The organism is Streptomyces sp. NBC_00285 (assembly GCF_036174265.1).
In the GTDB taxonomy this organism is placed as follows: domain Bacteria; phylum Actinomycetota; class Actinomycetes; order Streptomycetales; family Streptomycetaceae; genus Streptomyces.
In genome coordinates, this window is record NZ_CP108055.1 from 4,878,107 (window position 1) to 4,901,879 (window position 23,773).

A 23,773-nucleotide genomic window follows, 5' to 3' on the forward strand; every position below is an offset into this window, starting at 1 on the left:
GCCGCGCCGGTGCAACCAAGCGGTTACGAGCAGGCGCGCGGCCGTATTGACATCCCACTGGTCCAGACCGCACGGTGATCCGCGACACGGCGACGAAGGGTTGATGGCGCATGGGCGACACGGGCTCCGCACACGGCGAGGGCAAGCTGTCCGGGCAGTTCTTCGACGCCGCGATCGGACTGCTCCAGCGGGTCCGCGACGAGGAGGGCGAGGCCGTCGCCGCGGCCGGGGCGCTCCTCGCCGACACCGTCGCCTCCGGGGGCCGCCTGTTCGCCTTCGGCGCCGGGCACTCCTCGCTGGCCGCGCAGGACCTGGTCTACCGGGCCGGCGGACTCGCCCTCATGAACCTGCTGACCGTGCCGGGCGCCGTGGGCGTCGACGTCATGCCGGCAACGCTGGGCTCCGCCCTGGAACGCGTGGACGGCCTCGCGAGCGCGGTCCTCGGCTGCTCGCCCCTCCGCGCGGGCGACGCCCTCGTGATCATCTCCCTCTCCGGCCGCAACGCGCTCCCCGTGGAGATGGCGTCGACCGCGCGCTCGCTGGGCGTGAAGGTCATCGGCGTCACGTCGGTCGCGTACACGCGGGAGACAAAGCCCCGCCACAGCTCGGGCACCTTCCTCAAGGACCACTGCGACATCGTCCTCGACTCCAAGATCGCCCCCGGCGACGCGGAGCTGTCCCTGGACACGGTCCCGGCACCGTTCGCACCCGCGTCCACGGTGGTGACGTCGGCCCTGCTCCAGGCGGTGATGGCGACGGCGGCGGGCGCGCTGGCGGACCGGGGAATCGAGCCGCCACTGCTGCGGTCGGGGAACGTGGACGGCGGGCCGGCCTGGAACGAGCAGGTGTTCGAGGAATACGGGGACCGAATCTTCTACCGGCGGTAGGAACCCGTAGGAAAACACAGACGACCCGCGAGCTCTGGTCCCTCCGCCTTACGGCGAGGGAGCCGGCCGGACGTGCCGGCGAGCTCGCGGGTCGGGTGACTGCGTTGAATTGGCCGGCTGCGTGCATCTCGTGCACGCGGGTCCGGCACCGCACTGAATGTGGTGGCAGGCCGCTAGCCCGCAGCCACCTCGCGCGTCCGGGTTTCATTCATGTACCCGATCACCTCCTTTTCTCACGTAAGCCACACACTAGGAAGCGTTCCGGCGCCGATCAACCGGTTTTTCGAGATGCCGACTCTCAGGCTCCGGACGGGTGCTGCAGCCGTACCCGTCACCCCGCTGCTGGTCTGGCAGCGATTAGCGTTCTGCGCATGACAATGCGACGAGCGATCCTCAGCGGTTCCACCTTCGAGGAAGAGATCGGGTACGCACGGGCCGTCGTCGACGGGGACTGGGTGCATGTGTCCGGGACGACCGGGTTCGACTACGCGACCATGACGATCTCGGACGACGTGGCGGAGCAGGCCGAGCAGTGCCTGCGGAACATCGGGGCCGCGCTGGCCGAGGCGAAGTGCACCTTCGCGGACGTGGTGCGGGTGCGCTACCTGCTGCCCGACCGGGAGGACTTCGAGCCCTGCTGGCCCGCCCTGCGCCACCATTTCGGCGAGGTCCGCCCGGCCGCCACGATGCTCGTGTGCGGCCTCGCCGACCCCAGGATGAAGATCGAGATCGAGGCGTACGCGCGGCGGGGAAGTGGTGACCGTGGCTGATCTGCGGATCGAGCCGGTCGTCGGGGACGGCATGGCCGAGCAGTGGCGACACGTGCACAACGTGATCGTGCCGCCCGCCGCCCTGGCGCTCGACGACGTGCGGGAGCGCGGTCGGCGGTACCGGCTGGAGAACGCGTATCTCGGGGACGCGCTCGTGGGGTGCTCGACCGTCCGGCCGCCCGAGGGCGACGACGCGGTGGCGACCGTCATCGCGCGCGTGCTGCCCGATTACCGTGGGAGGGGTTTCGGGACCGCCCTCTACGAGAAGGGTCTTGATCATGCGCGCGTGCTCGGCGCCAGGGTGATCGAGACATGCGTGCTGGCCGTCAATGGGGACGGGACGCGGTTCGCGCGGGCGCGAGGGTTCGTCGAAGTCGACCGGTACGTACTGGACGGCGAGAGCGACGAGTGGATCGACCTGCGGCTGGAGCCGGGCCCAAGGGCTGTTTGAGCGGATTCGGAGCGTTTTCGGCGTACAACGATTCCCTCAATCTTGCGGGAACCCGGTGTGTGCTGCGTCACGTTCGAGTTGAATGATTGTTAGTGAGCGAACCGACGTGCGGTACGTACGGACGCGGCAGCTGGCAGGGGGTCCAGGTGAGTGCTTCACGGCGTAGTGGGACCACCGACGAGCTGGGGCCTGACGGGCCCGGGCCGGACGGTCCGGACGGTCCGGGCGGTTCGGATCTGCTCGCCGCGCTGCTGGACGGGATGGACGCGGCCCTGTGCGCCTTCGACGCCGAGGGTGTCGTCACGCACTGGAACCGTGAGGCCGAGCGGATCCTCGGGTGGACCGCGGCCGAGGCCGTGGGACGGCACGGGTTCGCGGGCTGGGCCGTACGTCCGGCGGACGCCGAGGAGGTCGAGGGGCGGCTGATGTCCGCCATGCAGGCGCCCGGACGGCAGGTGCACGAGTTCGCGCTGTTGACCAAGGACGGCGGACGGGTGCTCGTACGGACCCAGTCCGCGGCCGTGCGCGGCCCCGACGGGAAGCCCGCCGGGGTGTACTGCGCCTTCAGCGAGGTCCACACACAGATCGACCTGGAGCGGTCGATCGCGCTGAGCGAGGCGCTGTTCGAGGACGCCTCCTGGGGTGTCGTGCTGGTCGACGCCGATCTGCGGCCCGCCGTGGTGAACGCGCACGCGGCCCGGTCGCTGGGCGTCGGGCGTACGTCCGTGCTGGGGCGGCCCCTCGGGGAGCTGCTCGCCCAGGGTGTGGAGGAGCTGGAGAGCGCGCTCACCCATGTGCTGGCCGAGGGTGCGCCGCCGGCACCGGCCGAGATCTGGGTCGCGGTGCGGACTCCCGACGGGGAGAAGCGTCGCTGCTGGCGCTGCGGCTTCGTACGGCTGGCCTCGCCGCTCGCGGAGGAGCCCGTGCCGTTGGGCGTCGGCTGGCTGTTCCGGGATGTGACCGAGGCCAAGCAGAGCGAGCAGGAGGCCTCGCTGCTGCGCTTCCGGACGAACCAGCTGCACCGGGCGGCCCGGGCGGCCGCCGAGTGCGAGGATCCGGCCGAGGCCGCCGTCGTCCATCTGGACTTCGCGCTCGCCGGGTTCGCCGACCACGCGCTGATAGACCGGGTGGCCGGGGGTGCGGTGGCCGACGGCGAGGGTTCCGGGCCGGTCCGGCTGGTGCGGGTCGCCGCGACGCCCTCCGGGGCACCCGGGCCGAGCCTGCAGGCGTCGGGCGCGGCCGGACTGCCCGTGCGGTACGGCGAGGGGCATCCGGCGTTGCAGTGCGTGGACCGCGCGGGGTCGGTACGGGCGAGTGTGGGGACGGTGTCGGCGGACCGGGCCCGGGAGTGGGCCGTGGCCCGGCAGTGGCCCGGGGATGTGGTGCACGCCCTGTGCGCGGTGCTGCGGAGCCGGGGCCGGACGCTGGGCGTGGTGACGTTCCTGCGGGGGTCCGGGAGGGGACAGTTCGAGCGGGGCGACGCGGTGTACGCGGAGGACGTGGCCGTCCGGATCGCGGCGGCGATGGATCTCGGCGGGGTGGTGGGGCGGGCGGAATAAGCCCACCCCGGTTCCGCGGCCTCAGGGACTGAGCCGCTCCACCCGCCAGCTCCCGTCCGCCTCCGCCACGTACCGCAGCCTGTCGTGGAGCCGGTTCTCGCGGCCCTGCCAGAACTCCACCGTCTGCGGGGCCACCCGGAAGCCGCCCCAGTGCGGGGGGACCGGGACCTGTTCGCCCTCGGAGTAGCGGGCGGCCAGGCCGGCGTAGGCGGTGTCCACCTGCTCGCGTGCCTGGATCACCGAGGACTGCGCGCTGGCCCAGGCGCCGAGCTGGGAGCCGTGCGGGCGGGTGCGGAAGTAGGCGGTGGTCTCGTCGCGGCCGGTGCGGCGTGCGAGGCCGGTGACGATGACCTGGCGGGCCATGGGATGCCAGGGGAAGAGCAGGGAGATGTACGGGTTCCGGGCGAGGTCGCTCGCCTTGCGGGAGTCGTAGTTCGTGTAGAAGACGAAGCCCCGCTCGTCGAACTGCTTGAGCAGGACCGTGCGGGAGCTGGGGCGGCCCTCGGCGTCCGCGGTGGACACGACCATGGCGTTCGGCTCGAACAGGTGGGCCTCGGTGGCCGCCTGCTGGAACCAGCGCGCGAACTGTCCGACGGGCGTGGCGGCCAGGTCGGTCTCGGCGAGGCCCTCCGCGCGGTACTGCTGGCGCATGGACGCGGGGTCCGGGGAGACGGCGTTTGCTGCGTCGGTCACGCGGTCATCCTGCCGTACGGACCGTCCCGCCACAGATGGTGGCACTGAGTGCCGCACGGGCTCCCCAAAGGTGGCACTCGGGGATATCGTGGCGTCATCCGTCGAACACATCACGAGGAGCCGCCTGATGTCCGACCACGACCCCGGCGTTGACCCCGGTTTCGTACCCGGTCTCGAAGGAATCGTCGCGTTCGAGACGGAGATCGCCGAACCGGACAAGGAGGGCGGCGCGCTGCGGTACCGGGGCGTCGACATCGAGGATCTGGTCGGCCATGTCTCGTTCGGCAATGTGTGGGGGCTGCTGGTCGACGGCGCCTTCAATCCCGGTCTGCCGCCCGCCGAGCCGTTCCCGATCCCGGTGCACTCCGGTGACATCCGGGTGGACGTCCAGTCGGCGCTGGCCATGCTCGCCCCGGTGTGGGGTCTGAAACCGCTGCTCGACATCGACGCCGAGCAGGCCCGCGCGGACCTCGCCCGGGCCGCCGTGATGGCCCTCTCCTACGTCGCCCAGTCCGCACGCGGGCAGGGCAACGCGATGGTGCCGCAGCGGGAGATCGACAAGGCCCAGTCCGTCGTCGAGCGGTTCATGATCCGCTGGCGGGGCGAGCCGGACCCCAAGCACGTGGCCGCCGTGGACGCCTACTGGACGTCGGCCGCGGAACACGGGATGAACGCGTCGACGTTCACCGCGCGCGTGATCGCCTCCACCGGCGCGGACGTCGCCGCCGCGCTCTCCGGGGCCGTGGGCGCGATGTCCGGGCCGCTGCACGGGGGCGCGCCCTCCCGGGTGCTCGGGATGATCGAGGAGATCGAGCGGACCGGGGACGCCGAGGCGTACGTCAGGCAGGCCCTGGACCGGGGTGAGCGGCTGATGGGGTTCGGGCACCGGGTGTACCGGGCCGAGGATCCCCGTGCGCGCGTGCTGCGTCGTACGGCCCGTGAACTGGGAGCGCCGCGGTTCGAGATCGCCGAGGCGTTGGAGAAGGCGGCGCTGGCGGAGCTCCACGCGCGGCGGCCTGACCGGGTGCTCGCCACGAACGTGGAGTTCTGGGCGGCGATCGTCCTCGACTTCGCCGAGGTGCCGGCGCACATGTTCACGTCGATGTTCACGTGCGCGCGCACGGCCGGCTGGTCGGCGCACATCCTTGAGCAGAAGCGAACGGGGCGACTGGTGCGGCCGTCCGCGCGGTATGTGGGGCCCTCGGCTCGGAATCCTCGGGACATCGAGGGGTACGGGGGCATCGCCCACTGAGTCGGGTGACTGAAAGACCTAAAGCAGCGCCTCGTCCAGCAGTACGGCCCACTGCTCCACAACCCTCTCGCGGCGAGCGTGGTCGTCCGTGAGGAGGTTCGCCAGGCCCAAGCCTCTCGCCATGTCCAGTAGGCCCTGGACCGTTTCGCGGGCACCCGGTTTCGACTCGTCCGCGCCCAGCAGGTCCACGGCGATCCGGTGCGTCTCGCGGCCGACGCGTGCCTCCAGTTCGGTCACCCGGGGGCGCAGTTGCTCCTCGTTGGAGGCGGCGACCCACAGGTGCAGGGCGGCGCGGAACAGCGGCCCCGTGTAGAGGTCGACGAGGGCGGAGATCACCACGCGCCGGTCGTCCGCCGTGCCCTGCGGGAACAGGGCGCGCAGGGCCGTGGAGCGCTCTTCGGCGACGTACTCGACGGCCGCGGTGAACAGGTCCTCGCGGGTCGGGAAGTGGTGCTGGGCGGCGCCGCGGGAGACGCCGGCGCGTTCGGCGACGACGGTCACGGTGGAGCCGGCCCAGCCGTGTTCGGCGAGAGCGGCCACGGCGGCTTCGAGGAGGCGTTGCCGGGTGGCCCGGCTGCGGTCCTGCTTGGGTCTGCGTTCGGCCCGGTCGCCGATCGCGGTCACACCACCACCCATGAGGGATCCCGTCGTTCCAGGAAGGCTGTCATGCCCTCGCGCGCCTGCGGCGAGGCGAAGAGCTGTGCCGAGAGCGCGGTCAGGCCGGCCGCGTCCCGGTCGAAGGTCTCCAGCACCCTAGCCGTGAGCAGCCGTTTCGTTGCGGCCAGGGCCTCGGGGGCGGCCCGCCGCAGACCGTCCAGGACGGGTTCGAGTACGGCGTCCACGTCGTCGCCCGCCGTCGTGACCAGGCCGATCCTGGCCGCCTCGGCCGCGTCGAAGCGCTCGCCGGTGAGGTAGTGGCGGGCCAGCGCGCGGGGGTCGGTGCGGGGCAGGAGCGGCAGGGAGATGACCGCGGGGGCGAGACCGATCCGCACCTCGGTGAAGGCGAAGGTGGACTCAGTGGAGGCCGCCGAGATGTCGCAGGCACCGAGGAGGCCGAGGCCGCCCGCGCGGACGTGCCCGGTGACACGGGCGACGACCGGTTTCCCGAGCTCCACGATCTGCCGCAGCAGCCCGACCAGCGCGGCCGGGTCGGGAGGATCCTTCAGGTCGGCGCCCGCGCTGAAGGTGTTGCCGGTGTGGGTGAGGACGATCGCACGGACCTCGGGGTCCTTGGCGCAGTCCGCGAGGCAGGAGGCCAGCTCCTCCACCAGGGCCGCCGACAGGGCGTTGCGGTTGTGCGGGGAGTCCAGGCTCAGGGTCTCCACGCCCCGCGCGTGTGTACGGCCGATCAGGGTCATGCGCGTTCCCTCAGTTGTCGTCGGAGGATCTTGCCGGAGGCGGCGCGGGGCACCGCGTCGATGAAGGTGACCTGGCGGACCCGTTTGTAGGGGGCGACGCGTTCGGCGACGTACATCATGATCTCGCCCTCGGAGAGTTCGGCGGCGGCCGGCCCGCGTACGACGTAGGCGTGCGGGACCTCGTTGTTCTCGTCGTCGTAGACGCCGATGACGGCGGCGTCGGCGATCTCGGGGTGGGTGAGCAGGAGGGCCTCCAGTTCGGCGGGTGCCACCTGGAAGCCCTTGTACTTGATGAGCTCCTTGACCCGGTCGACGACGAACAGCCAGCCGTCGGCGTCGACATGGCCGACGTCGCCGGTGTGCAGCCAGCCGTCGGGGTCGATCATCGCGGCGGTGTCGTCGGGGCGGCCGAGGTAGCCCTTCATGATCTGCGGGCCGCGGATGAGGATCTCGCCGGGTTCGCCGGTGCCGAGGTCCTTGCCGGGGTCGGCGAGGGAGACGATCCGCATCTGTGTGCCGGCGATGAGCTTGCCGACGGTTCCCGGGGGTGCCGCGCTCATGGCGGACAGGGGGACGACATGGGTGCCGGGCGAGAGTTCCGTCATGCCGTACGCCTGGCCGACGGGCGGGAGGCCGAGGCGGGCCGAGCAGGCGGCGGCGAGGCGGGCGTCCAGTGGGGCGGCGGCGCTGACGATGTACTGGAGGGACGACAAGTCGTACCGCTCGACCAGGGGGTGCTTGGCGAGGGCGAGGACGATCGGCGGGGCCACGTACAGGCCGGTGATGCGGTGGTTCTGGATCGCCGCGAGGAAGGTCTCCAGGTCGAAGCGGGGCAGGACGACGACACAGGCGCCGAGGCGCAGGGGCGCGTTCATCAGGGCCGTGAGGCCGTAGATGTGGAAGAAGGGCAGTACCGCCAGGATGCGGTCCTCGGGGCCCGCCGACATCAGCGGTTCGAGCTGGGCGAGGTTGGTGGCGATCTGCCGGTGGGTGAGCATCACGCCCTTGGGGGTGCCGGTGGTGCCCGAGGAGTACGGCAGCGCCGCCACGTCCGTCGCCGGGTCGATGGTGATGCCGGGCTCGGGGGCCGTCGAGGCCAGCATGTCGATCAGGGAACGGTGGCCGGGTGCGCTGTCGCAGACGAAGATCTCCCGTACCCCGCCCGCGAGTTCGGCGGCCCGTCGTGCCGTCTCCAGCAGCGGTGAGACGGTGACGATCCAGCGGGCGGCCGAGTCGGAGAGCTGCTTGGCGAACTCCTCCGGCGTGGACAGCGGGTGCACGGTGGTGACGGAGGCACCCGCGCGTGTGGCGGCGTAGAACGCGGTCGGGAAGGCGATCGTGTTGGGGCTGTGCAGGGCGAGCACGTCCCCCTTGGCGACGCCCGCCTCCGCGAGGCCGGCGGCGACGCGGCGGTGGAATTGACCGAGTTGGCCGTGGGTGAGGGTGGTGCCGTCGGTGCCGTCGATCAGGGCGGGTGCGTCACCGAACTCGGCGGCACGGCCCAGCACCGCGTCGTGGATGGGGAGTTGCACCGGTTGGACGTCTGCGTACTCGCTGCGGAACACGGTTCCTCCAAGACGGCCGATGCCGAGGCGGCCTAGTACGACTTGGGCAGGCCCAGGGTCTGGTGGGAGACGTAGTTGAGAATCATCTCCCTGCTCACGGGGGCGATACGGGCCACGCGCGCGGCCGTTATCAGTGAGGCGATCCCGAACTCCCGGGTGAGGCCGTTGCCGCCGAGGGTGTGGACCGACTGGTCGACCGCCTTCACACAGGCCTCCCCCGCGGCGTACTTCGCCATGTTGGCGGCCTCCCCCGCGCCCGCGTCGTCGCCCTCGTCGTAGAGGTGCGCGGCCTTCTGCATCATCAGGCGGGCGAGTTCGAGGTCTATGTGTGCCTGGGCGAGGGGGTGGGCGATGGCCTGGTGGGCGCCGATGGGGGTGTCCCACACGGTGCGCTCGCGGGCGTACGCGATGGCCCGGGAGAGGGCGTAGCGGCCCATGCCGATCGCGAAGGCGGCGGTCATGATGCGTTCGGGGTTGAGGCCGGCGAAGAGTTGCAGGAGGCCTGCGTCCTCGTCTCCCACCAGGGCTTCGGCGGGGAGCCGCACGTCGTCGAGGGTGAGCTCGAACTGCTTTTCCGGGGCGTCCAGTTCCATCTCTATGAGGCGCCTGTCGAAGCCGGGGGCGTCGCGCGGGACGATGAACAGGCAGGGCTTGAGGCGGCCGGTCCGGGAGTCCTCGGTGCGGCCGACTATGAGGGTGGCGTCGGCTATGTCGACGCCGGAGACGAAGACTTTGCGGCCGGTCAGCAGCCAGTCGGCTCCGTCGCGGCGGGCCGTGGTGCTGATGCGGTGGCTGTTGGAGCCTGCGTCGGGTTCCGTGATGCCGAATGCCATGGTGCGGGTGCCGTCGGCGAGTGCGGGGAGCCAGTCGCGCTTCTGGGACTCCGTGCCGAAGCGGGCGATCACCGTGCCGCAGATGGCGGGTGACACGATCATCATCAGGAGGGGGGCGCCGGCTGCGCCGAGTTCCTCCAGGACGATGGAGAGTTCGGCGATTCCGCCGCCTCCGCCGCCGTATGCCTCCGGCAGGTTGACGCCGAGATAGCCGAGCTTGGCTGCTTCGGACCAGAGTTGTTCTCGGTCGTAAGCGCGGCCGTGGCGTTTGCCCAGGGCGGAGACAGCTGTGCGGAGGGCTTTGTGCTCGTCCGTTTCGATCGTGGGCATGTGACCCCTTCGTTGTGGCTGAGAGCGCCCGCGCGGCGGTAGCCGCACTTGGATAGGGACCCGCGCCCCTAGGTGGGTTGGACTACCGCCAAGAGAGCGCCGACCGTTACTTGTTGGCCGGGTACCGCATCCAGAGCCGTCAGCGTGCCTGTCACCGGCGCTGTGATCCTGTGTTCCATCTTCATCGCTTCCAGCCATAGGAGGGGCTGGCCCGCTTCCACCGCCGATCCCTCCATCAGGCCGTCCGCGACCCGTACGACCGTTCCCGGCATGGGGGCCAGCAGGGAGCCCGGGGCGTGTTGGGCTGTCGGGTCCGGGAAGCGGGGCAGGCGCTTGATCGCGGTGTTGTTCACGTACACCTCGTCGCCGTACCTCGCCACCTCGAACTTCCTCTGCACGCCCGCCACTTCGAGTACGACCCTGCTCGCGTCCGCGTGGACCACCCGGACTCCGTCCACCTCCGGGCCCTCCCTCGTGTGGCGGTAGTGGACCTCGTGCTCCTCGCCCGCCATCGCGTAGCGCTTCGTCTGCGGGGCCGAGTGCAGGTTGCGCCAGCCGCCGAAGCGGGAGCGGCCGACCGCGTCCGCGAGGGCCGCCGCCAGGGGGGCGTACGGGTCGGGGACCGTCTCGGTGAGTTCGGGCAGGTGTCGGTCGTAGAAGCCGGTGTCCATGCGGGCCGTCGTGAACTCCTTGTGGCGAAGGGAGTTCACCAGCAGATCCCTGTTGGTGACCGGGCCATGGATCGTCGCCGTCTCCAACGCGCCTGCCAGCTTGCGGAGCGCCTCCGCGCGCGTGGGGGCGTGGGCGACGACCTTGGCGAGCATCGGGTCGTAGTGGACGCCGATGTCGTCGCCGTCCGTGTAACCCGTGTCCAGGCGTACGGACGCGGGGAGCGCGAGGTGGTGCAGGGTGCCGGTCTGCGGGGTCCAGCCGGTTGCCGGATCCTCGGCGTAGAGGCGGGCCTCCACGGCGTGGCCACGCGCGTGTGGCGGGTCTTCCGGCAGGGGGTGGCCTTCGGCCACCCGGATCTGTTCCGCCACCAGGTCCAGGCCGAACACCGCTTCCGTCACCGGGTGTTCGACCTGGAGGCGGGTGTTCATCTCCAGGAAGTGGGCGCGGCCTTCGGCCACCAGGAACTCGACCGTGCCGGCGCCCACGTAGTCCACCGCGCGTGCGGCCCGTACGGCCAGGGCGCGCAGTTCCTCCGTGAGGCCTTCCGGGAGGCCGGGGGCCGGGGCCTCCTCGATCACCTTCTGGTGGCGGCGCTGGAGGGAGCAGTCGCGGGTGCCGAGGGCCCAGACCGTGCCGTGGATGTCGGCGAGGATCTGGACCTCGACGTGGCGGCCGTCCTCGACGTACGGCTCGACGAAGACCTCCCCGTCACCGAAGGCGCTCGCGGCCTCGGCGCGGGCGCTCTCCAGGGCGTCGGCCAGGTCTTCGAGGCGGCGCACGACCCGCATTCCGCGGCCACCGCCGCCCGCGGCCGCCTTCACCAGCACGGGCAGGTCGGACGGTGTCACGTCCCGCAGGGGCGCCAGCCCCATCAGTTCCTTCGCACGCGTCTTGGACGCCATCGCCTCGATCGCCCCGGGGGGCGGGCCGATCCAGACCAGGCCCGCGTCCAGGACCGCGCGCGCGAAGTCGGCGTTCTCGGAGAGGAAGCCGTAGCCGGGGTGCACGGCGTCGGCGCCGGACGCCACGGCCGCCTTCACGATCATGTCGGCCCGCAGATACGTGTCGGCGGGGGCCGCGCCCGGGAGCCGTACGGCCGTGTCCGCCACACGCGTGTGGAGGGCGTTCGCGTCCGGGTCCGAGTGCACGGCGACCGTCCGGATGCCCAGCTCGGCGCAGGTACGGAAGATCCGGCAGGCGATCTCGCCCCGGTTGGCGACGAGCACAGAAGTGATCACTGAAAGGTCCCTCACATCCGGAAGACGCCGAAGCCGCCGCGGGCGCCCTCGTAGGGGGCGGTGTGGATCGCGGACAGGCACATTCCCAGTACCGTCCGGGTGTCGCGGGGGTCGATGACGCCGTCGTCGTAGAGCCGCCCGGACAGGAACATGGGCAGCGACTCGGACTCGATCTGCTGCTCCACCATGGCGCGCAGGGCGGCGTCGCCCTCTTCGTCGTACGGCAGTCCCCTGGCCGCGGCCGACTGGCGGGCGACGATGGAGAGCACGCCGGCGAGCTGCTGGGGGCCCATGACGGCCGACTTGGCGCTGGGCCAGGCGAAGAGGAAACGGGGGTCGTAGGCGCGGCCGCACATGCCGTAGTGCCCGGCGCCGTACGAGGCACCCATCAGGACGGAGAGGTGCGGGACCTTCGAGTTGCTCACCGCGTTGATCATCATGGCGCCGTGTTTGATGATGCCGCCCTGCTCGTACTCCCTGCCGACCATGTAGCCGGTGGTGTTGTGCAGGAAGAGCAACGGGATGTCGCGCTGGTTGGCCAGCTGGATGAACTGGGCCGCCTTCTGGGACTCCTCGGAGAACAGGACGCCCTGGGCGTTCGCCAGCACGCCCACCGGATAGCCGTGCAGTTCGGCCCAGCCGGTCACCAGGCTCGTGCCGTACAGCGGCTTGAACTCGTCGAAGTCGGAGGCGTCGACGATCCGGGCGATCACCTCGCGCGGGTCGAAGGGGGTGCGGAGGTCGCCGGGGACGATGCCGAGGAGTTCGTCCTCGTCGTACTTGGGCGCCTGGGCCGGGCCCGGATCGCCGTACGCCTTGCGGTGGTTGAGGCGGGCGACGACCCGGCGGGCCTGTCGCAGCGCGTCCTGCTCGTCCACGGCGAAGTGGTCCGCGAGGCCCGACACGCGCGCGTGCATCTCGGCGCCGCCCAGGGACTCGTCGTCGCTCTCCTCGCCGGTGGCCATCTTCACCAGGGGCGGACCGCCCAGGAAGACCTTGGCCCGTTCCTTGACCATGATCACGTGGTCGGACATGCCGGGGATGTACGCGCCGCCTGCGGTGGAGTTGCCGAAGACGACCGCGACGGTCGGGATGCCGGCCGCGGACAGCCGGGTCAGGTCGCGGAAGACGGCCCCGCCCGGGATGAAGATCTCCTTCTGGGACGGCAGATCGGCGCCGCCGGACTCCACCAGGCTGATGCAGGGCAGCCGGTTGGCGAGGGCGATGTCGTTGGCTCGCAGCGCCTTCTTCAACGACCACGGGTTGCTCGCTCCCCCGCGAACCGTCGGGTCGTTGGCGGTGATCAGGCACTCCACGCCCTCCACCACCCCGATCCCGGTGACGAGGGAGGCGCCCACCGCGTACTCGGGGGAGGTGCTGCCCCAGGCGGCCAGCGGGGACAGTTCGAGGAAGGGCGTGTCGGGGTCGAGCAGCAGCTCGATGCGTTCCCGGGCGAGCAACTTGCCGCGCTCGCGGTGCCGTTGGACGTACTTCTCGCCCCCGCCGGCCAGCGCCTTGGCGTGCTCGGCGGTCAGCTGGTCCAGCTTCGCGAGCATGGCGTCACGGTTGGCCCGGTAGTCGGAACCAGCCGTGTCCAGGCCGGAGTCGATGATCGTCACAGCAGGGCCTCCGGGATCTCCAGGTGGCGGGAGCGCAGCCATTCGCCGAGGGCCTTGGCCTGCGGGTCGAAACGGTGCCGGGCGGCGACGCCCTCGCCGAGGATCCCCTCGACGACGAAGTTCAGGGCGCGCAGGTGCGGGAGGTCGTGGCGGGTGACGGGCAACTCCGCTGTTTCCGGGAGGAGTTCGCGGACGCGGTCGACGGTGAGGGTGTGCGCGAGCCACCGCCAGGCCTCGTCCGTCCGCGCCCACACCCCGATGTTCGCGTTGCCGCCCTTGTCCCCGCTGCGAGCCCCGACGACGAGGCCGAGGGGGGCACGTCGGGCAGGACCGGGCGGCAGGGGGGCGGGGAGGGACGGTGTGGGCGGATGGTCGAGTACGACGGTCTCCTGGGCCGGGGCCACACGGATCCGCCGCCCGTCGTGGAGGACGGCCACATGGTCCACGGCTCCATGGGGGACGTACACATCCTCGAAAACCCCGTAGGGCGAGCCCTTCCCCGGTGGCGCTAGCACATGGAACCCGGGGTAGCTCGCGAGCGCCAGCTCCACGGCCGCCCCGCTGAGCGCCCGCCCCACACTCTCCTGGTCCGCGTCACGGACGACCAGCCACAGCAGCGCGCTCGCTGTCTCCTCCGTCCCCGCGTCCGGGCGGTCGGTGCGGACCAGGTCCCAGTCGACGTGGGTGACCTTGGCGAGTGCGGGGGCCATCTGCTCCCGCACCAGCGCGGCCTTGGCCTCGATGCCGAGGCCGGTCAGCACGAAGACGACCTCGTTGCGGAAGCCGCCGAGCCGGTTGAGGCCGACCTTGAGGGTGGGGGGCGGGGCCTCACCGCGCACTCCGGAGATCCGGACCCGGTCGGGGCCGTCCTGGGTGAGCTCCACCGTGTCGAGACGGGTGGTGACGTCGGGGCCCGCGTACCGGGCGCCCTGTGTCTCGTACAGGAGTTGGGCGGTCACCGTGCCGACGTCGACGAAGCCGCCGGTGCCGGGGTGCTTGGTGATGACGGCGGTGCCGTCCTCGTGGAGTTCGGCGAGGGGAAAGCCGGGGCGGCGAAGGTCGCGTCCTGGTCCGGCTTCGGCGAAGAAGGCGTAGTTGCCGCCGGTCGCCTGCGTCCCGCACTCCAGGACGTGCCCGGCGACGACGGCCCCCGCGAGCCGGTCGTACTCCCCCGGCCCCCAGCCGAAGTGGGCGGCGGCGGGTCCGGTGACCAGGGCCGCGTCCGTCACCCTTCCCGTCACCACGACGTCCGCGCCCTCCCGCAGACAGGCCGCGATGCCGAAGCCGCCGAGGTAGGCGTGGGCGGCGAGGCTGCCGGGGTGCCGTGCGGTGAGGTCGTCGCCCTCGACATGGGCGACCTTCGTCTGCAGTCCGAGCCGGTCGGCCAACTCCCTTATGCGGGAGGCCAGTCCGGCCGGGTTGAGGCCGCCCGCGTTGGCGACGATCCGGACGCCCCGCTCGTGCGCGAGGCCGAGGCAGTCTTCGAGTTGGCGCAGGAAGGTGCGGGCGTATCCGCCCCCGGGGTCCTTCAGCCGGTCGCGTCCCAGGATGAGCATGGTCAGCTCGGCGAGGTAGTCGCCGGTGAGGACGTCGAGTTCACCGCCGGTGAGCATCTCGCGCACGGCGTCGAAGCGGTCGCCGTAGAACCCGGAGGCGTTGCCGACACGGAGGCTCCTCATCCGGCCGATCCCCTCGCCGGGTGCCCGGGAGCCGTCCCCTTCGCCGGGCGTCCAGGAGCCGTTCCCTTGGCCGGGCGCCCCGCACCGGGTGGGCCCGCGAAGGCCTGGGCGATGTCGAGCCAGCGGTCGGCGTCCTCGCCCTCCGCGCTCAGGGCGAGGTCGGTGCGGTGGGCCCGCTGGGTGACCAGGAGGCAGAGGTCGAGGGCGGGCCCGGTGACGCGGTCGGCGGCGTCTTCGGGGCCGTAGGTCCACAACTCGCCTTCCGGGCCGGTGAGTTCGATACGGAACTCCTCGAACGGCGGGGTCAGTCCGTGCGTGCCGAAGGCGAAGTCGCGGGTGCGGACGCCGAGGCGGACGATGTGCCGGAGCCGGTCGGTGGGGGTACGGGTCACGCCCAGCGCGTCGGCCACGTCCAGGCCGTGGGCCCAGGTCTCCATGAGGCGGGCGGTGGCCATGGAGGCGGTGGACATGGGCGGGCCGTACCAGGGGAAACGGGCCCCCTCCGGCGCCGCACGCAGGGCCTCCGCCAGGTCCTCGCGACCCGCACGCCAGTACGCGAGCAGCCGCGCCGGCGGCTTTCCGGCGACTTCCCGCGCGCCGTTGTCCACGAAGTCCCCGGGTGCGGCGAGCGCCTTCTCGACCTCGCGGGAGAAGGCCTTCCGGTCGGTGACGGCGAGCAGGGAGGAGTGGTCGGTCCAGGCGAGGTGAGCGATCTGGTGGGCGACGGTCCAGCCGTCGGCGGGGGTGGCGAGCGCCCACTGCTCGGGGCTCAACTCGACCACGAGCAGGTCGAGTTCGTCGCTCTCCGCACAGAGGTCGTCGATGACGGGGGTCGGGTCGGCCATGGGGTGAGGATGGCAGGGGGCCACAAAACAAGCAAGCGTGCTTGCATTGATTCTACGCCGCCCCCCTGACATTCACCTTCCTCTCATTGCAACGACCAGCTGAAATTCGTTGCGTTACACCCACACTCGTTGCAATGAAATTTCCACCTTGAGCTGCATCTACGCCTACAATCCGCCGTAAATCAGTTGCCATAACCATGAACGCAACGTAGCTTTTCCATCAACAGAAACAACGATACGCAAAGGGGGTCCACCATGAAGTCGTCGCTCGCACCGAAGCCCGAGACGGCGCCTTCGGTCACCCCCGGCCCCGTCGCCGCCTTCCTGCGGTTCGTGGTCTTCGGAGGCGGAGTCGGAGTCCTCTCCGGCCTGGCGGTACCGCTGCTGGCCATGACCGTGCCGTGGGCGGTCGCGAACGCGGTCATCACCCTCGTCTCGACCCTGCTGTGCACCGAACTCCACGCCCGTTTCACCTTCGGCACGGGACGCGGTGCCGGGTGGCGCGAGCACTGGCAGTCGGCGGGATCGGCCACCGCCGCGTATGCGGTGACCAGCATCGCCGTATGCATCCTGCATCTGGCGCAGCCGGCCCCCGGCCTGCTGACGGAACAGATCGTCTACCTCGCCGCGTCCGGCCTCGCGGGTGTGGGCCGCTTCGCGGTCCTGCGCGTGTACGTCTTCGCCGTGCGCCGCGACAGGGAGGTACGGCGAGTGAAGGGGCGGGAGGCGAGCGCCGCGCCGGTGGGGCTGGCGGCGTAGGGCACGGGCCCGCTGGGTCTTGGGGCAGGAGTTCAGGGCTCACCGGGTTCCCACCGGGTTCGCGTCCGGCCCGGTGCGCGTGCACGACTACGTGGTTTCCCCGATGTCCGGATCCCGGGGGAACCGTACGGTCGTCGCCGGCGGGCCCGGACAGAACGCACTGTGCCGCGGCTCAGCCGCACACACCGGTCCCGCACCCACGGAGCGAGCATGGAGTCGAAGTCCCGCAGCCTCATGTACGGGCTCCGCGCGAAGGGATGGCTGGAGCTGCTCGCGGCGGGGGCTTCAGGCGCTGGGTGCGTGATGCTGCTGATCGCGGGCGCCCTCGATGCCGTCTCCCCGTGGTGGTGCGCGGTCGCGGTGCCAGTGGGGGCGTTCAACGCCGTGGAGATCGCCGGCTTCGTCCTCGCACGGCAGGGCTACCGGGAGAACGGGCTCTGACCGCGACAGGAAGACGAGCTGTTCGAGGGACCGCCTGACCGGCCCGTACCCACCCGAAACAGGCTGAGTCGACACCGGTCCCGGTGTCGAGCCCTCCCTCCCTCGGACTCGGGTGTCGGTGAACAGGCAGTCGGCCGTCGGCCGTCAGCCGTCAGCGAGTTCTGTCGCGGCTCGGGCATGCGCACCCTCGGCACCTGCTGCAACCACCGCGCCAGCAGCAGCTCCCGAGGCTTTCGCCCCGTTCAGATCCGCCCTGAAAGGCCGCCCCCTCCCCAACTGGCGTGCTCCGTCCGGAAATTCGCGCGCGCACACCCCCACCCCCGCAGTACGGTCCCCCGATGACCGATGAAGACGGCTACTTCGGAGAATCCGTCGCCTCGACCTACGACGAGTCGACCGCGGCGATGTTCACGCAGGAAACGGTGGCGCCCGCCGTGGACATGCTGGCGGAGCTCGCCGGCACCGGACGGGCGCTGGAACTCGGCATCGGCACCGGGCGGATCGCGCTGCCGTTGGCGCGGCGCGGAGTCGAGGTGCACGGGATCGAGTTGTCGCGGGCGATGGCGGACCGGCTGCGGGGCAAGCCCGGCGGGGACGCGATCGGTGTGACCATGGGGGACTTCGCGACGGCCCGCGTGCCCGGTGAGTTCTCGGTCGCCTACCTGGTCTTCAACACGATCATGAACCTGACGACCCAGGACGCCCAGGTGGACTGCTTCCGCAACGTCGCCCGGCACCTGGCGCCCGGAGGGACCTTCGTCATCGAGGTCATGGTCCCCGAGCTGCGGAAACTCCCGCCCGGGCAGAACACCGTGCCGTTCCACGTCGGCGAGAACCGCGTCGGCTTCGACACCTACGACATCGCGACCCAGGCGATGGCCTCGCACCACGTCACGGTCGCGGAGGACGGCCAGGGCTCCTTCCGCTCGTTCCCCTTCCGGTACGTCTGGCCCGCGGAGCTCGACCTGATGGCCCGGCTGGCCGGGATGCGGCTGCGGGAGCGGTGGGAGGACTGGGGAGGGCAGCCGTTCACGAGCGACAGCGGCACCCACGTCTCGGTGTGGGAGAAGGTCACGGGCTGATCAGCTCACGGCGGGGTGGCCCTGCCCCGTCCCACCTGTGTCCGGACAGCTCCCATGCTCGCCGCGATCACGAACGCGATGGCGAGTGCCTGGAGCGCGGACAGGGCCTGGTCGAGGATCAGGAAGCCCGCGAGGGCGGCCAGGGCCGGCTCCAGGCTCATGAGGACCGCGAAGGTGGAGGCGGGCAGGCGGCGTAGAGCGAGGAGTTCGAGGGTGTAGGGCAGCACGGACGACATCAGGGCCACCGCTGCGCCCAGGCCCACGGTCACCGGGTCGAGGAGCCTGGTGCCCGACTCCACGATGCCGAACGGCAGGAACGCCAGCGCGCCGACCGCCATCGCCAGCGCGAGGCCGTCGGCCTGCGGGAAGCGACGGCCGGTCCGCGCGCTGAAGACGATGTAGGCCGCCCACATGGTGCCCGCACCCAGGGCGAAGGCGACACCTGTGGGGTCGAGCTCGCCGAAGCCCCCGGCGCCTCCGCCACCGAGCAGGAAGACACCGGCGAGCGCGAGTCCGGCCCAGACGGCGTTGACCGCGCGGCGGGAGACCAGGACGGAGAGCGCGAGGGGGCCGAGGACCTCCAGGGTGACCGCGGGGCCCAGGGGGATGCGGTCGACGGCCTGGTAGAAGAGGCCGTTCATCGCCGCCATGGTGAGGCCGAAGACGACGACCGTGCCCCAGTCGGTGCGCGAGTGGCCGCGCAGGCGGGGGCGGCAGACGAGGAGCAGGACGACCGCGGCGGCCATCAGCCGCAGGGTCACGACCCCGAGCGCACCGGTCCTGGGCATCAGGGTCACGGCGAGGGCGGCGCCGAACTGTACGGAGACACCAGCGGCGAGGAGCAGGCTGACGGGGCCGAGTGCGCCGCGACGGCGCGGGGCGGTCGCCGACGGGTCGGTGACCGGGGTCGGGGAAGCCGGGGCGGCTGCGTTGGAGGTGGTCACGGGGGCGTCCAGGGATCAGCTCGAGGTTTGTCCATCACGATGCACTGCGAAGTCCACGGTAATGGACTTCGACAGGTGTGTGAACCGGTTATACGGCTGTCCCGAATGGCGGACGGTTGGCGGAGGGTTGTTCAGTGGCCTCCCCAGGGCGTCTCGTCCCGGAAGAGCGGCTGCCCTCCGTCGAGGTAGGTGGACCGATATCCGCCGCCCGCCCGGGCCGTCTCCACCCGGGCCGCCTCCACCCGGGCTGCCTCCGCCCCGACCGCCCCTGCCCAGGCCGCCCCCGCGCCGACGGCCTCCACCGGGTTGGCCGCCTCCGTGAACAGCGGCAGCCGCAGCTCGCCGGTGTCCATCACCGCACCGTTCTGCGACCGGTGCAGTCGCGCGTACGCCCCGCCCCACGCCAGCAGCTCCTCATGGCGGCCGACCTCCACGATCCGGCCGTGGTCGACGACGAGGATGCGGTCGGCGTCGGGGGCGAGGTTGAGGTCGTGGGTGATCATGATGGTCGTACGGCCCGCCATCAGCCGGCGCAGCGGCTTGACCACCCGGCGGGCGGCCAGGGCGTCGAGGCCGGTGGTGGGCTCGTCGAGGACGAGGACCGGTGAGTCGCGCAGGATGGCCCGCGCGATGGCGAGGCGTTGCAGCTGACCGCCTGACAGCCGGGCCGAGTTGGGGTCGACCCGGGTGTCATAGCCCTCGGGGAGCCGCGCGATGAACTCGTGCGCGTCGGCCGCCCGGGCCGCCTCGACGATGGCCTGCTCGCTGGCGCCGGGCCGACCGCAGGCGATGTTGGCGCGCACGGTGTCGTGCAGGACGAGCGTCTCCTGGGGCAGGAGGGTGACGTACTCGCGCAGCCGGGCGAGCGGGAAGTCCCGCAGCGGGACGCCGTCCAGGTAGAGCCCGCCGGCGTCGGGGTCGTAGAAGCGCAGGAGCATCTTCGACACCGTGGACTTGCCCGCGCCGCTGGGGCCGGTCACGATCACCAGCTCGCCGGGGTGGACGGTGAACGAGAGCCCGGACAGGGTGACGGTGTCGGCGCCCGGATACCGGAAGCTGACGTCTCGCACGTCGATACGGCCGTCAGGGCGTCCCGTGTCGGTGGGGCGCCGCGGGTCACCGACCGCGGGCCGCACGTCGAGGATCTCGATCAGCCGCTCGGCGCCCGCGGTGGCCGCGTTGACGGTCAGGCCGAGCTGGGCGAGACCGCGGACGGGCGGGTAGAGATAGCCGAGGAACGCGGAGAAGGCGAGGAGCTGGCCGAGGGTCATGCGGCCGGTGGAGATCTCCCAGGCGCCGATGCCGATCACCGCGAGGACGCACACCGTCTCGATGACGGCCACGAGTTGCTCGTACGCCTCGTTGAGCCGCGTCGAGCGGACGGAGGCGCGGAACCAGGCGTTCGCCTCCTCGGCCAGCCGGCGGCGTTCGGCGTCACGGCGGTCGTAGGCCTGAGTGAGGACGATGTTGCCGAGGGACTCCTCGACGACGGAGGTGATCGCGCCGTCGGCGACGCGGCCCTCGCGGGAGACGGACTTGATGGAACCGGAGAAGCGGCGGGCGGCCAGCCAGAACAACGGAGCCAGCACGAAGGTCGCGGTGGCGAGGTCCCAGCGCAGCCAGAACGCGGCGGCCGCGTAGAAGAGCGCGGAGAAGGCCGCCGAGGCGGCGCCGACGAGGCCCGACACGACCATGGTCTCGATCGCCTCGATGTCGCCGGTCAGCCGGGACAACAGGTCGCCCTGGCGGTGGCGTTGGAAGAAGTGCGGCGGCAACTTCTGTACGTGGTCGAAGACATGCTCACGCAGTCGCATCACGAAGCGCTCGGTGGCCCAAGCGGCAAGGGAGTTGCCGGCGTATGCGACGACCGCTCCGGCCACGGCGACGGCCAGCCACTTCACGGCCGGGTCCCAGAACGCGGCGAGTGAGCCCTTCTGGAGGGCGTGGTCGGTGAGATCACCGAAGAGGAGAATGGCTTCCGTCTCGGCCAGCGCGGCCAGCACCGTGCACAGCCAGACCGTCACCAGCCAGCGGCGCAGGCCCTTCGTCAGCGGCCAGAAACGGCGGAATGCGGTGCGGGCCGGAATGGTGGGGGTGGGGGTGTCGTATGCGATTTCATCGTCGGATTCGACGTGCCCCGCATGTTTTGCATATTCCGCGTTCTCCCCGTCGCGACCCATGCCCCATCCCCTTTGAACTACCTTTGAATCACCCTCGAATTACCTGAGAAAGGGACCGACGGCGCACCGTCGGCCCCTTGTGCGTCAGCGCCGGATCAGTTGTCCTGACCACCGGGAATCGGCTTGGGAAGCGGCTTGTGGTGGTGCTTCTTGGGCTTCGGCGGGGGCGGGGGCGGCAGCTGCTTCGACTTCGGCTTCGGCAGGGGGGCGAGCTTCTTGAGGCTCATTCCGACTCCTTGGGAGGGATGCACTGTTCCTTGATTTCGCCGAATTCCGCGTCCGGAACCCGATGTCGAAGAAGTTACACGGCCCCCGCCGGGGAAAGTGCCCGAAAAGGCAAAGGGGCACTGTGAATACCCTTGGTAAACCTGGGAGTTACTTGGGTAAGAAGCCGGGCTGCCCAGCGCTTCGGCGCTTCGGCGTAGTCGCCGGGCATCCGTTCATGGCGGTCCGCCAAGTTGGTCGGTCCGCCAGGTCGGCCGCTCGGCGGTCGGTCGGTCGGTCGGGGAGAGCGGAACCGGCATGGCAGGTGGAGCGGGGAGCCGCGGGAAATGGCAGGTGCGGAACCGCTGACGTTGCAGCAGTTCCGCACACCGGGCCGCAGGGCAGGCGCCCGGCAGGCCGGCCGGTTTGCGTCCACCCGAACGACGCTGACGCGGCCCCGCCGGGCCATCCCGGCGGGGCCGTCAGGGACTCGGCCATCAAGGACGGGGCGGAAGCCGGCTCCCCGAGAAGTCATTGCTCCTCAGGAGATCAGCCCACCGCGTTCGCCCTCTGCGCCGCCGTCAAGTTCGCGATCGGATCCGCGGCCGTCTGCGCGACCGGGCCCGCAGCCTTGTGGGCGATCGGGTGCGCAGTCGTGTGGGCGACCGGATCCGCAGTCTTGTGGGTGACCAGGTGCGCGGTCGTCTGGGCGACCGGGCCCGCAGTCTTGTGGGTGACCGGGTGCGCAGTCGTCTGGGCGACCGGATCCGCAGTCGTGTGCGCGACCGGACCCGTACCCACGGCATTGGCGACACCGGCTGAGCCCGCGGAGGCGGCCAGGATGGTTCCGACAGCCAGGGCGTACATCTGGCGGCGGTGGCTCTTCGTGATCTTGCGGTGCTTCGACAACGGGTGCCCTCTCGGATTGCGGCCTCCACCTGTGGCGGGAAGGCCCTTGTGTGAGGGGAGTACGGGAAGCGGGCAAGGATGGGTTGCACGGCTTCAGGAGAAGAACTTTCTGCCGCACCGTGCAACCTCGCAGGGCTCCTCCCCGTACATAAGGAAGGTCGGGGGCGGGCAAGCGGAGGGTCGGCACGAGTGAGGGACGCAGTCCGCGAGCGGGAGTTCCGGGAGTTCGTCGAGGCACAGCAGGCGCAGCTTCGACGGAGCGCCTTCCTGCTGTGCGGGGACTGGCACCAGGCACAGGACCTGACCCAGACCTCTTTGATGAAGCTCTATGTGGCCTGGGGCCGGGTCAGGCGGGACGGCAACGTGGGCGCCTACGCACGCACCATCCTCGCCCACACCTTCATCGACCAGCAGCGCAAGGGGGGATGGCGCGAGGAGCCGGTGGACGAGCCACCTGATGTGCTCTCCACCGTGCCGGCCGCACCGGAGTTGCGACTGCTGATGCAGACAGCCCTGATGGAGTTGGCGCCCCGCTACCGAGCCGTTCTGGTCCTGCGGTTCTGGGAGGACTGGACCGTCGAGCAGACCGCGAGCGCCCTACGGGTGAGTCCGGGAACCGTCAAGAGTCAAAGTGCCCGCGGGCTCGTCCGGCTGCGTGAGATCGTCGAGAGCCGGGAGGGCGAATGGGCCGGGAGGTGAGCCAGGACATGAACATGGTGGACGAGCACGACAACGGGGCTCTGCGCGCCGCCTTCCAGGCCGCCCTGGACGCAAAGCCGGAGCCCGCACTGCCCAGCGTCGCCGACGCGGCAGTCGCCGGTGGCCGCCGCATCCGGCGCCGCCGTGCCGCACTCGTCATGGCCGGCGCACTCACCGTGTCTGCCTGTGCGCTCACTGCGGTCGTCAGCCTGTCAGGGGCCGGTGACAAAACCGCACCCATGCCGGTCACCCCGGCAGACACCACCCGCCCCCGGGCCTCCGCGACGCCTCATCCGGCCGCGTCCGCATCAGCGCAAGGGCTTCCCGATCCCCAACGGACCGCGGGAAGCATTGCCCCCGACACTGCCGCGCACCGCCCGTAGGCGAATTGCCAGGATGCCTGCGCAGCGCCGGACCCCGCTCGACGAACAGCAACAGCGGCTCCAGCAACGCCCATTGGGCACCATGCCCCATGGGCACCAGTGACATCGAAACGGGCACCAGCGGGTGTCGTCTGCACGCGAGGTCTCCAGTGTGGTGACAGGCGTCTCGGTCATCGGCTCACCGACCGGAGACCTCGCGTTTGCGCGCACTGCCACACGCCATCGCGACCAGCGAGATCCGCCCTCCAAGCCCGGCACGCTCCGGCTTGACCCTGTCGGGGATCCTGGCAGGGACGCGTTGTGGGCAGCGGGAGTTGTGATCATCGGCCGCTCGGCATGGACGTCAACGTCGGCGGCTGCGTCGGCATGTCGGCTCGGACATACCCTCTCGCTTGAAAGTATGATTACTCGCTCGACTGGC

The 23,773-nt window shown here is 71.1% G+C and carries 23 protein-coding genes; 10 read left to right on the top strand and 13 right to left on the bottom strand.

What is annotated here, in order from left to right; genetic code table 11:
- The first annotated feature begins 110 nt into the window (after nucleotides 1–110).
- The 4 genes from OHT57_RS22350 to OHT57_RS22365 all read left to right on the top strand — a co-directional run bounded on the left by OHT57_RS22350 (nucleotide 111) and on the right by OHT57_RS22365 (nucleotide 3,667).
- Nucleotides 111–887, top strand: a complete 777-nt coding sequence (locus OHT57_RS22350) for an SIS domain-containing protein (RefSeq protein WP_328748255.1) — start codon at nucleotides 111–113, stop codon at nucleotides 885–887.
- A gap of 371 nt (nucleotides 888–1,258) precedes the next feature.
- Nucleotides 1,259–1,657: a RidA family protein gene (locus OHT57_RS22355; protein ID WP_328748256.1), complete on the top strand. Its 399-nt coding sequence runs from the start codon at nucleotides 1,259–1,261 to the stop codon at nucleotides 1,655–1,657.
- Nucleotides 1,650–2,108: a GNAT family N-acetyltransferase gene (locus OHT57_RS22360; RefSeq protein ID WP_443053471.1), complete on the top strand. Its 459-nt coding sequence runs from the start codon at nucleotides 1,650–1,652 to the stop codon at nucleotides 2,106–2,108. Before OHT57_RS22355 ends, OHT57_RS22360 begins: the two co-directional genes overlap by 8 nt.
- Nucleotides 2,109–2,254: 146 nt before the next feature.
- Entirely contained in the window at nucleotides 2,255–3,667 is a 1,413-nt protein-coding gene (locus OHT57_RS22365; RefSeq protein WP_328748257.1) for a PAS domain-containing protein, read from the top strand.
- Between the two features lie 21 nt (nucleotides 3,668–3,688).
- Here the strand turns inward: OHT57_RS22365 and pdxH are convergent, their stop codons facing one another.
- On the bottom strand, nucleotides 3,689–4,318 hold the full coding sequence (gene pdxH, locus OHT57_RS22370; protein ID WP_443053626.1) for a pyridoxamine 5'-phosphate oxidase: 630 nt from the start codon (nucleotides 4,316–4,318) through the stop codon (nucleotides 3,689–3,691).
- A 169-nt stretch (nucleotides 4,319–4,487) separates the two neighbouring features.
- On the opposite strand from pdxH, the gene OHT57_RS22375 reads away from it, so the two are divergent.
- Nucleotides 4,488–5,612, top strand: a complete 1,125-nt coding sequence (locus OHT57_RS22375; RefSeq protein WP_328748259.1) for a citrate synthase 2 — start codon at nucleotides 4,488–4,490, stop codon at nucleotides 5,610–5,612.
- 18 nt (nucleotides 5,613–5,630) lie between these two features.
- Here OHT57_RS22375 and OHT57_RS22380 read toward each other — a convergent pair whose 3' ends face one another.
- From OHT57_RS22380 to OHT57_RS22415, 8 genes are all read right to left on the bottom strand, one after another.
- The gene (locus OHT57_RS22380) at nucleotides 5,631–6,248 is read right to left on the bottom strand and encodes a TetR/AcrR family transcriptional regulator (protein ID WP_328748260.1); all 618 of its coding nucleotides are present in this window, start codon (nucleotides 6,246–6,248) and stop codon (nucleotides 5,631–5,633) included.
- The gene (locus OHT57_RS22385; RefSeq protein ID WP_328748261.1) at nucleotides 6,233–6,970 is read right to left on the bottom strand and encodes an enoyl-CoA hydratase family protein; all 738 of its coding nucleotides are present in this window, start codon (nucleotides 6,968–6,970) and stop codon (nucleotides 6,233–6,235) included. Before OHT57_RS22385 ends, OHT57_RS22380 begins: the two co-directional genes overlap by 16 nt.
- Nucleotides 6,967–8,535, bottom strand: a complete 1,569-nt coding sequence (locus OHT57_RS22390; RefSeq protein WP_328748262.1) for a 4-coumarate--CoA ligase family protein — start codon at nucleotides 8,533–8,535, stop codon at nucleotides 6,967–6,969. The genes OHT57_RS22385 and OHT57_RS22390 overlap by 4 nt, the downstream gene beginning before the upstream one ends.
- 32 nt (nucleotides 8,536–8,567) lie before the next feature.
- A complete protein-coding gene (locus tag OHT57_RS22395) occupies nucleotides 8,568–9,698 on the bottom strand; it encodes an acyl-CoA dehydrogenase family protein (RefSeq protein ID WP_328748263.1) in 1,131 nt (376 codons plus the stop codon).
- 68 nt (nucleotides 9,699–9,766) lie between these two features.
- The gene (locus tag OHT57_RS22400) at nucleotides 9,767–11,608 is read right to left on the bottom strand and encodes an acetyl/propionyl/methylcrotonyl-CoA carboxylase subunit alpha (RefSeq protein ID WP_328748264.1); all 1,842 of its coding nucleotides are present in this window, start codon (nucleotides 11,606–11,608) and stop codon (nucleotides 9,767–9,769) included.
- 11 nt (nucleotides 11,609–11,619) lie between these two features.
- Nucleotides 11,620–13,269 carry an acyl-CoA carboxylase subunit beta gene (locus OHT57_RS22405; protein ID WP_443053472.1) on the bottom strand — a complete coding sequence of 550 codons (1,650 nt, stop codon included), beginning with the start codon at nucleotides 13,267–13,269 and terminating at the stop codon, nucleotides 11,620–11,622.
- Nucleotides 13,224–14,906: an acyclic terpene utilization AtuA family protein gene (locus OHT57_RS22410; RefSeq protein ID WP_328748266.1), complete on the bottom strand. Its 1,683-nt coding sequence runs from the start codon at nucleotides 14,904–14,906 to the stop codon at nucleotides 13,224–13,226. Before OHT57_RS22410 ends, OHT57_RS22405 begins: the two co-directional genes overlap by 46 nt.
- Nucleotides 14,903–15,751 carry a TIGR03084 family metal-binding protein gene (locus tag OHT57_RS22415; protein ID WP_328748267.1) on the bottom strand — a complete coding sequence of 283 codons (849 nt, stop codon included), beginning with the start codon at nucleotides 15,749–15,751 and terminating at the stop codon, nucleotides 14,903–14,905. The genes OHT57_RS22410 and OHT57_RS22415 overlap by 4 nt, the downstream gene beginning before the upstream one ends.
- 255 nt (nucleotides 15,752–16,006) lie before the next feature.
- Here OHT57_RS22415 and OHT57_RS22420 point away from each other — a divergent pair, with 255 nt between their 5' ends.
- The 3 genes from OHT57_RS22420 to OHT57_RS22430 all read left to right on the top strand — a co-directional run bounded on the left by OHT57_RS22420 (nucleotide 16,007) and on the right by OHT57_RS22430 (nucleotide 18,033).
- A complete protein-coding gene (locus OHT57_RS22420; protein ID WP_328748268.1) occupies nucleotides 16,007–16,510 on the top strand; it encodes a GtrA family protein in 504 nt (167 codons plus the stop codon).
- A 210-nt stretch (nucleotides 16,511–16,720) separates the two neighbouring features.
- Entirely contained in the window at nucleotides 16,721–16,951 is a 231-nt protein-coding gene (locus OHT57_RS22425; protein WP_328748269.1) for a hypothetical protein, read from the top strand.
- Nucleotides 16,952–17,289: 338 nt separating this feature from the next.
- On the top strand, nucleotides 17,290–18,033 hold the full coding sequence (locus tag OHT57_RS22430; RefSeq protein ID WP_328748270.1) for a class I SAM-dependent DNA methyltransferase: 744 nt from the start codon (nucleotides 17,290–17,292) through the stop codon (nucleotides 18,031–18,033).
- 5 nt (nucleotides 18,034–18,038) lie between these two features.
- Here OHT57_RS22430 and OHT57_RS22435 read toward each other — a convergent pair whose 3' ends face one another.
- The 4 genes from OHT57_RS22435 to OHT57_RS22450 form a co-directional block, all read right to left on the bottom strand.
- Entirely contained in the window at nucleotides 18,039–18,977 is a 939-nt protein-coding gene (locus OHT57_RS22435) for an EamA family transporter (RefSeq protein ID WP_328748271.1), read from the bottom strand.
- Between the two features lie 131 nt (nucleotides 18,978–19,108).
- On the bottom strand, nucleotides 19,109–21,157 hold the full coding sequence (locus OHT57_RS22440; RefSeq protein WP_328748272.1) for an ABC transporter ATP-binding protein: 2,049 nt from the start codon (nucleotides 21,155–21,157) through the stop codon (nucleotides 19,109–19,111).
- 95 nt (nucleotides 21,158–21,252) lie between these two features.
- Nucleotides 21,253–21,384, bottom strand: a complete 132-nt coding sequence (locus OHT57_RS22445; RefSeq protein ID WP_328748273.1) for a hypothetical protein — start codon at nucleotides 21,382–21,384, stop codon at nucleotides 21,253–21,255.
- Between the two features lie 526 nt (nucleotides 21,385–21,910).
- On the bottom strand, nucleotides 21,911–22,270 hold the full coding sequence (locus OHT57_RS22450; RefSeq protein ID WP_328748274.1) for a hypothetical protein: 360 nt from the start codon (nucleotides 22,268–22,270) through the stop codon (nucleotides 21,911–21,913).
- A 189-nt stretch (nucleotides 22,271–22,459) separates the two neighbouring features.
- On the opposite strand from OHT57_RS22450, the gene OHT57_RS22455 reads away from it, so the two are divergent.
- The gene (locus OHT57_RS22455; protein ID WP_328748275.1) at nucleotides 22,460–22,969 is read left to right on the top strand and encodes a SigE family RNA polymerase sigma factor; all 510 of its coding nucleotides are present in this window, start codon (nucleotides 22,460–22,462) and stop codon (nucleotides 22,967–22,969) included.
- Between the two features lie 8 nt (nucleotides 22,970–22,977).
- Nucleotides 22,978–23,352 (top strand): hypothetical protein, encoded by a 375-nt coding sequence (locus OHT57_RS22460; protein WP_328748276.1) that lies wholly within the window; start codon nucleotides 22,978–22,980, stop codon nucleotides 23,350–23,352.
- Nucleotides 23,353–23,773: the final 421 nt, after the last annotated feature.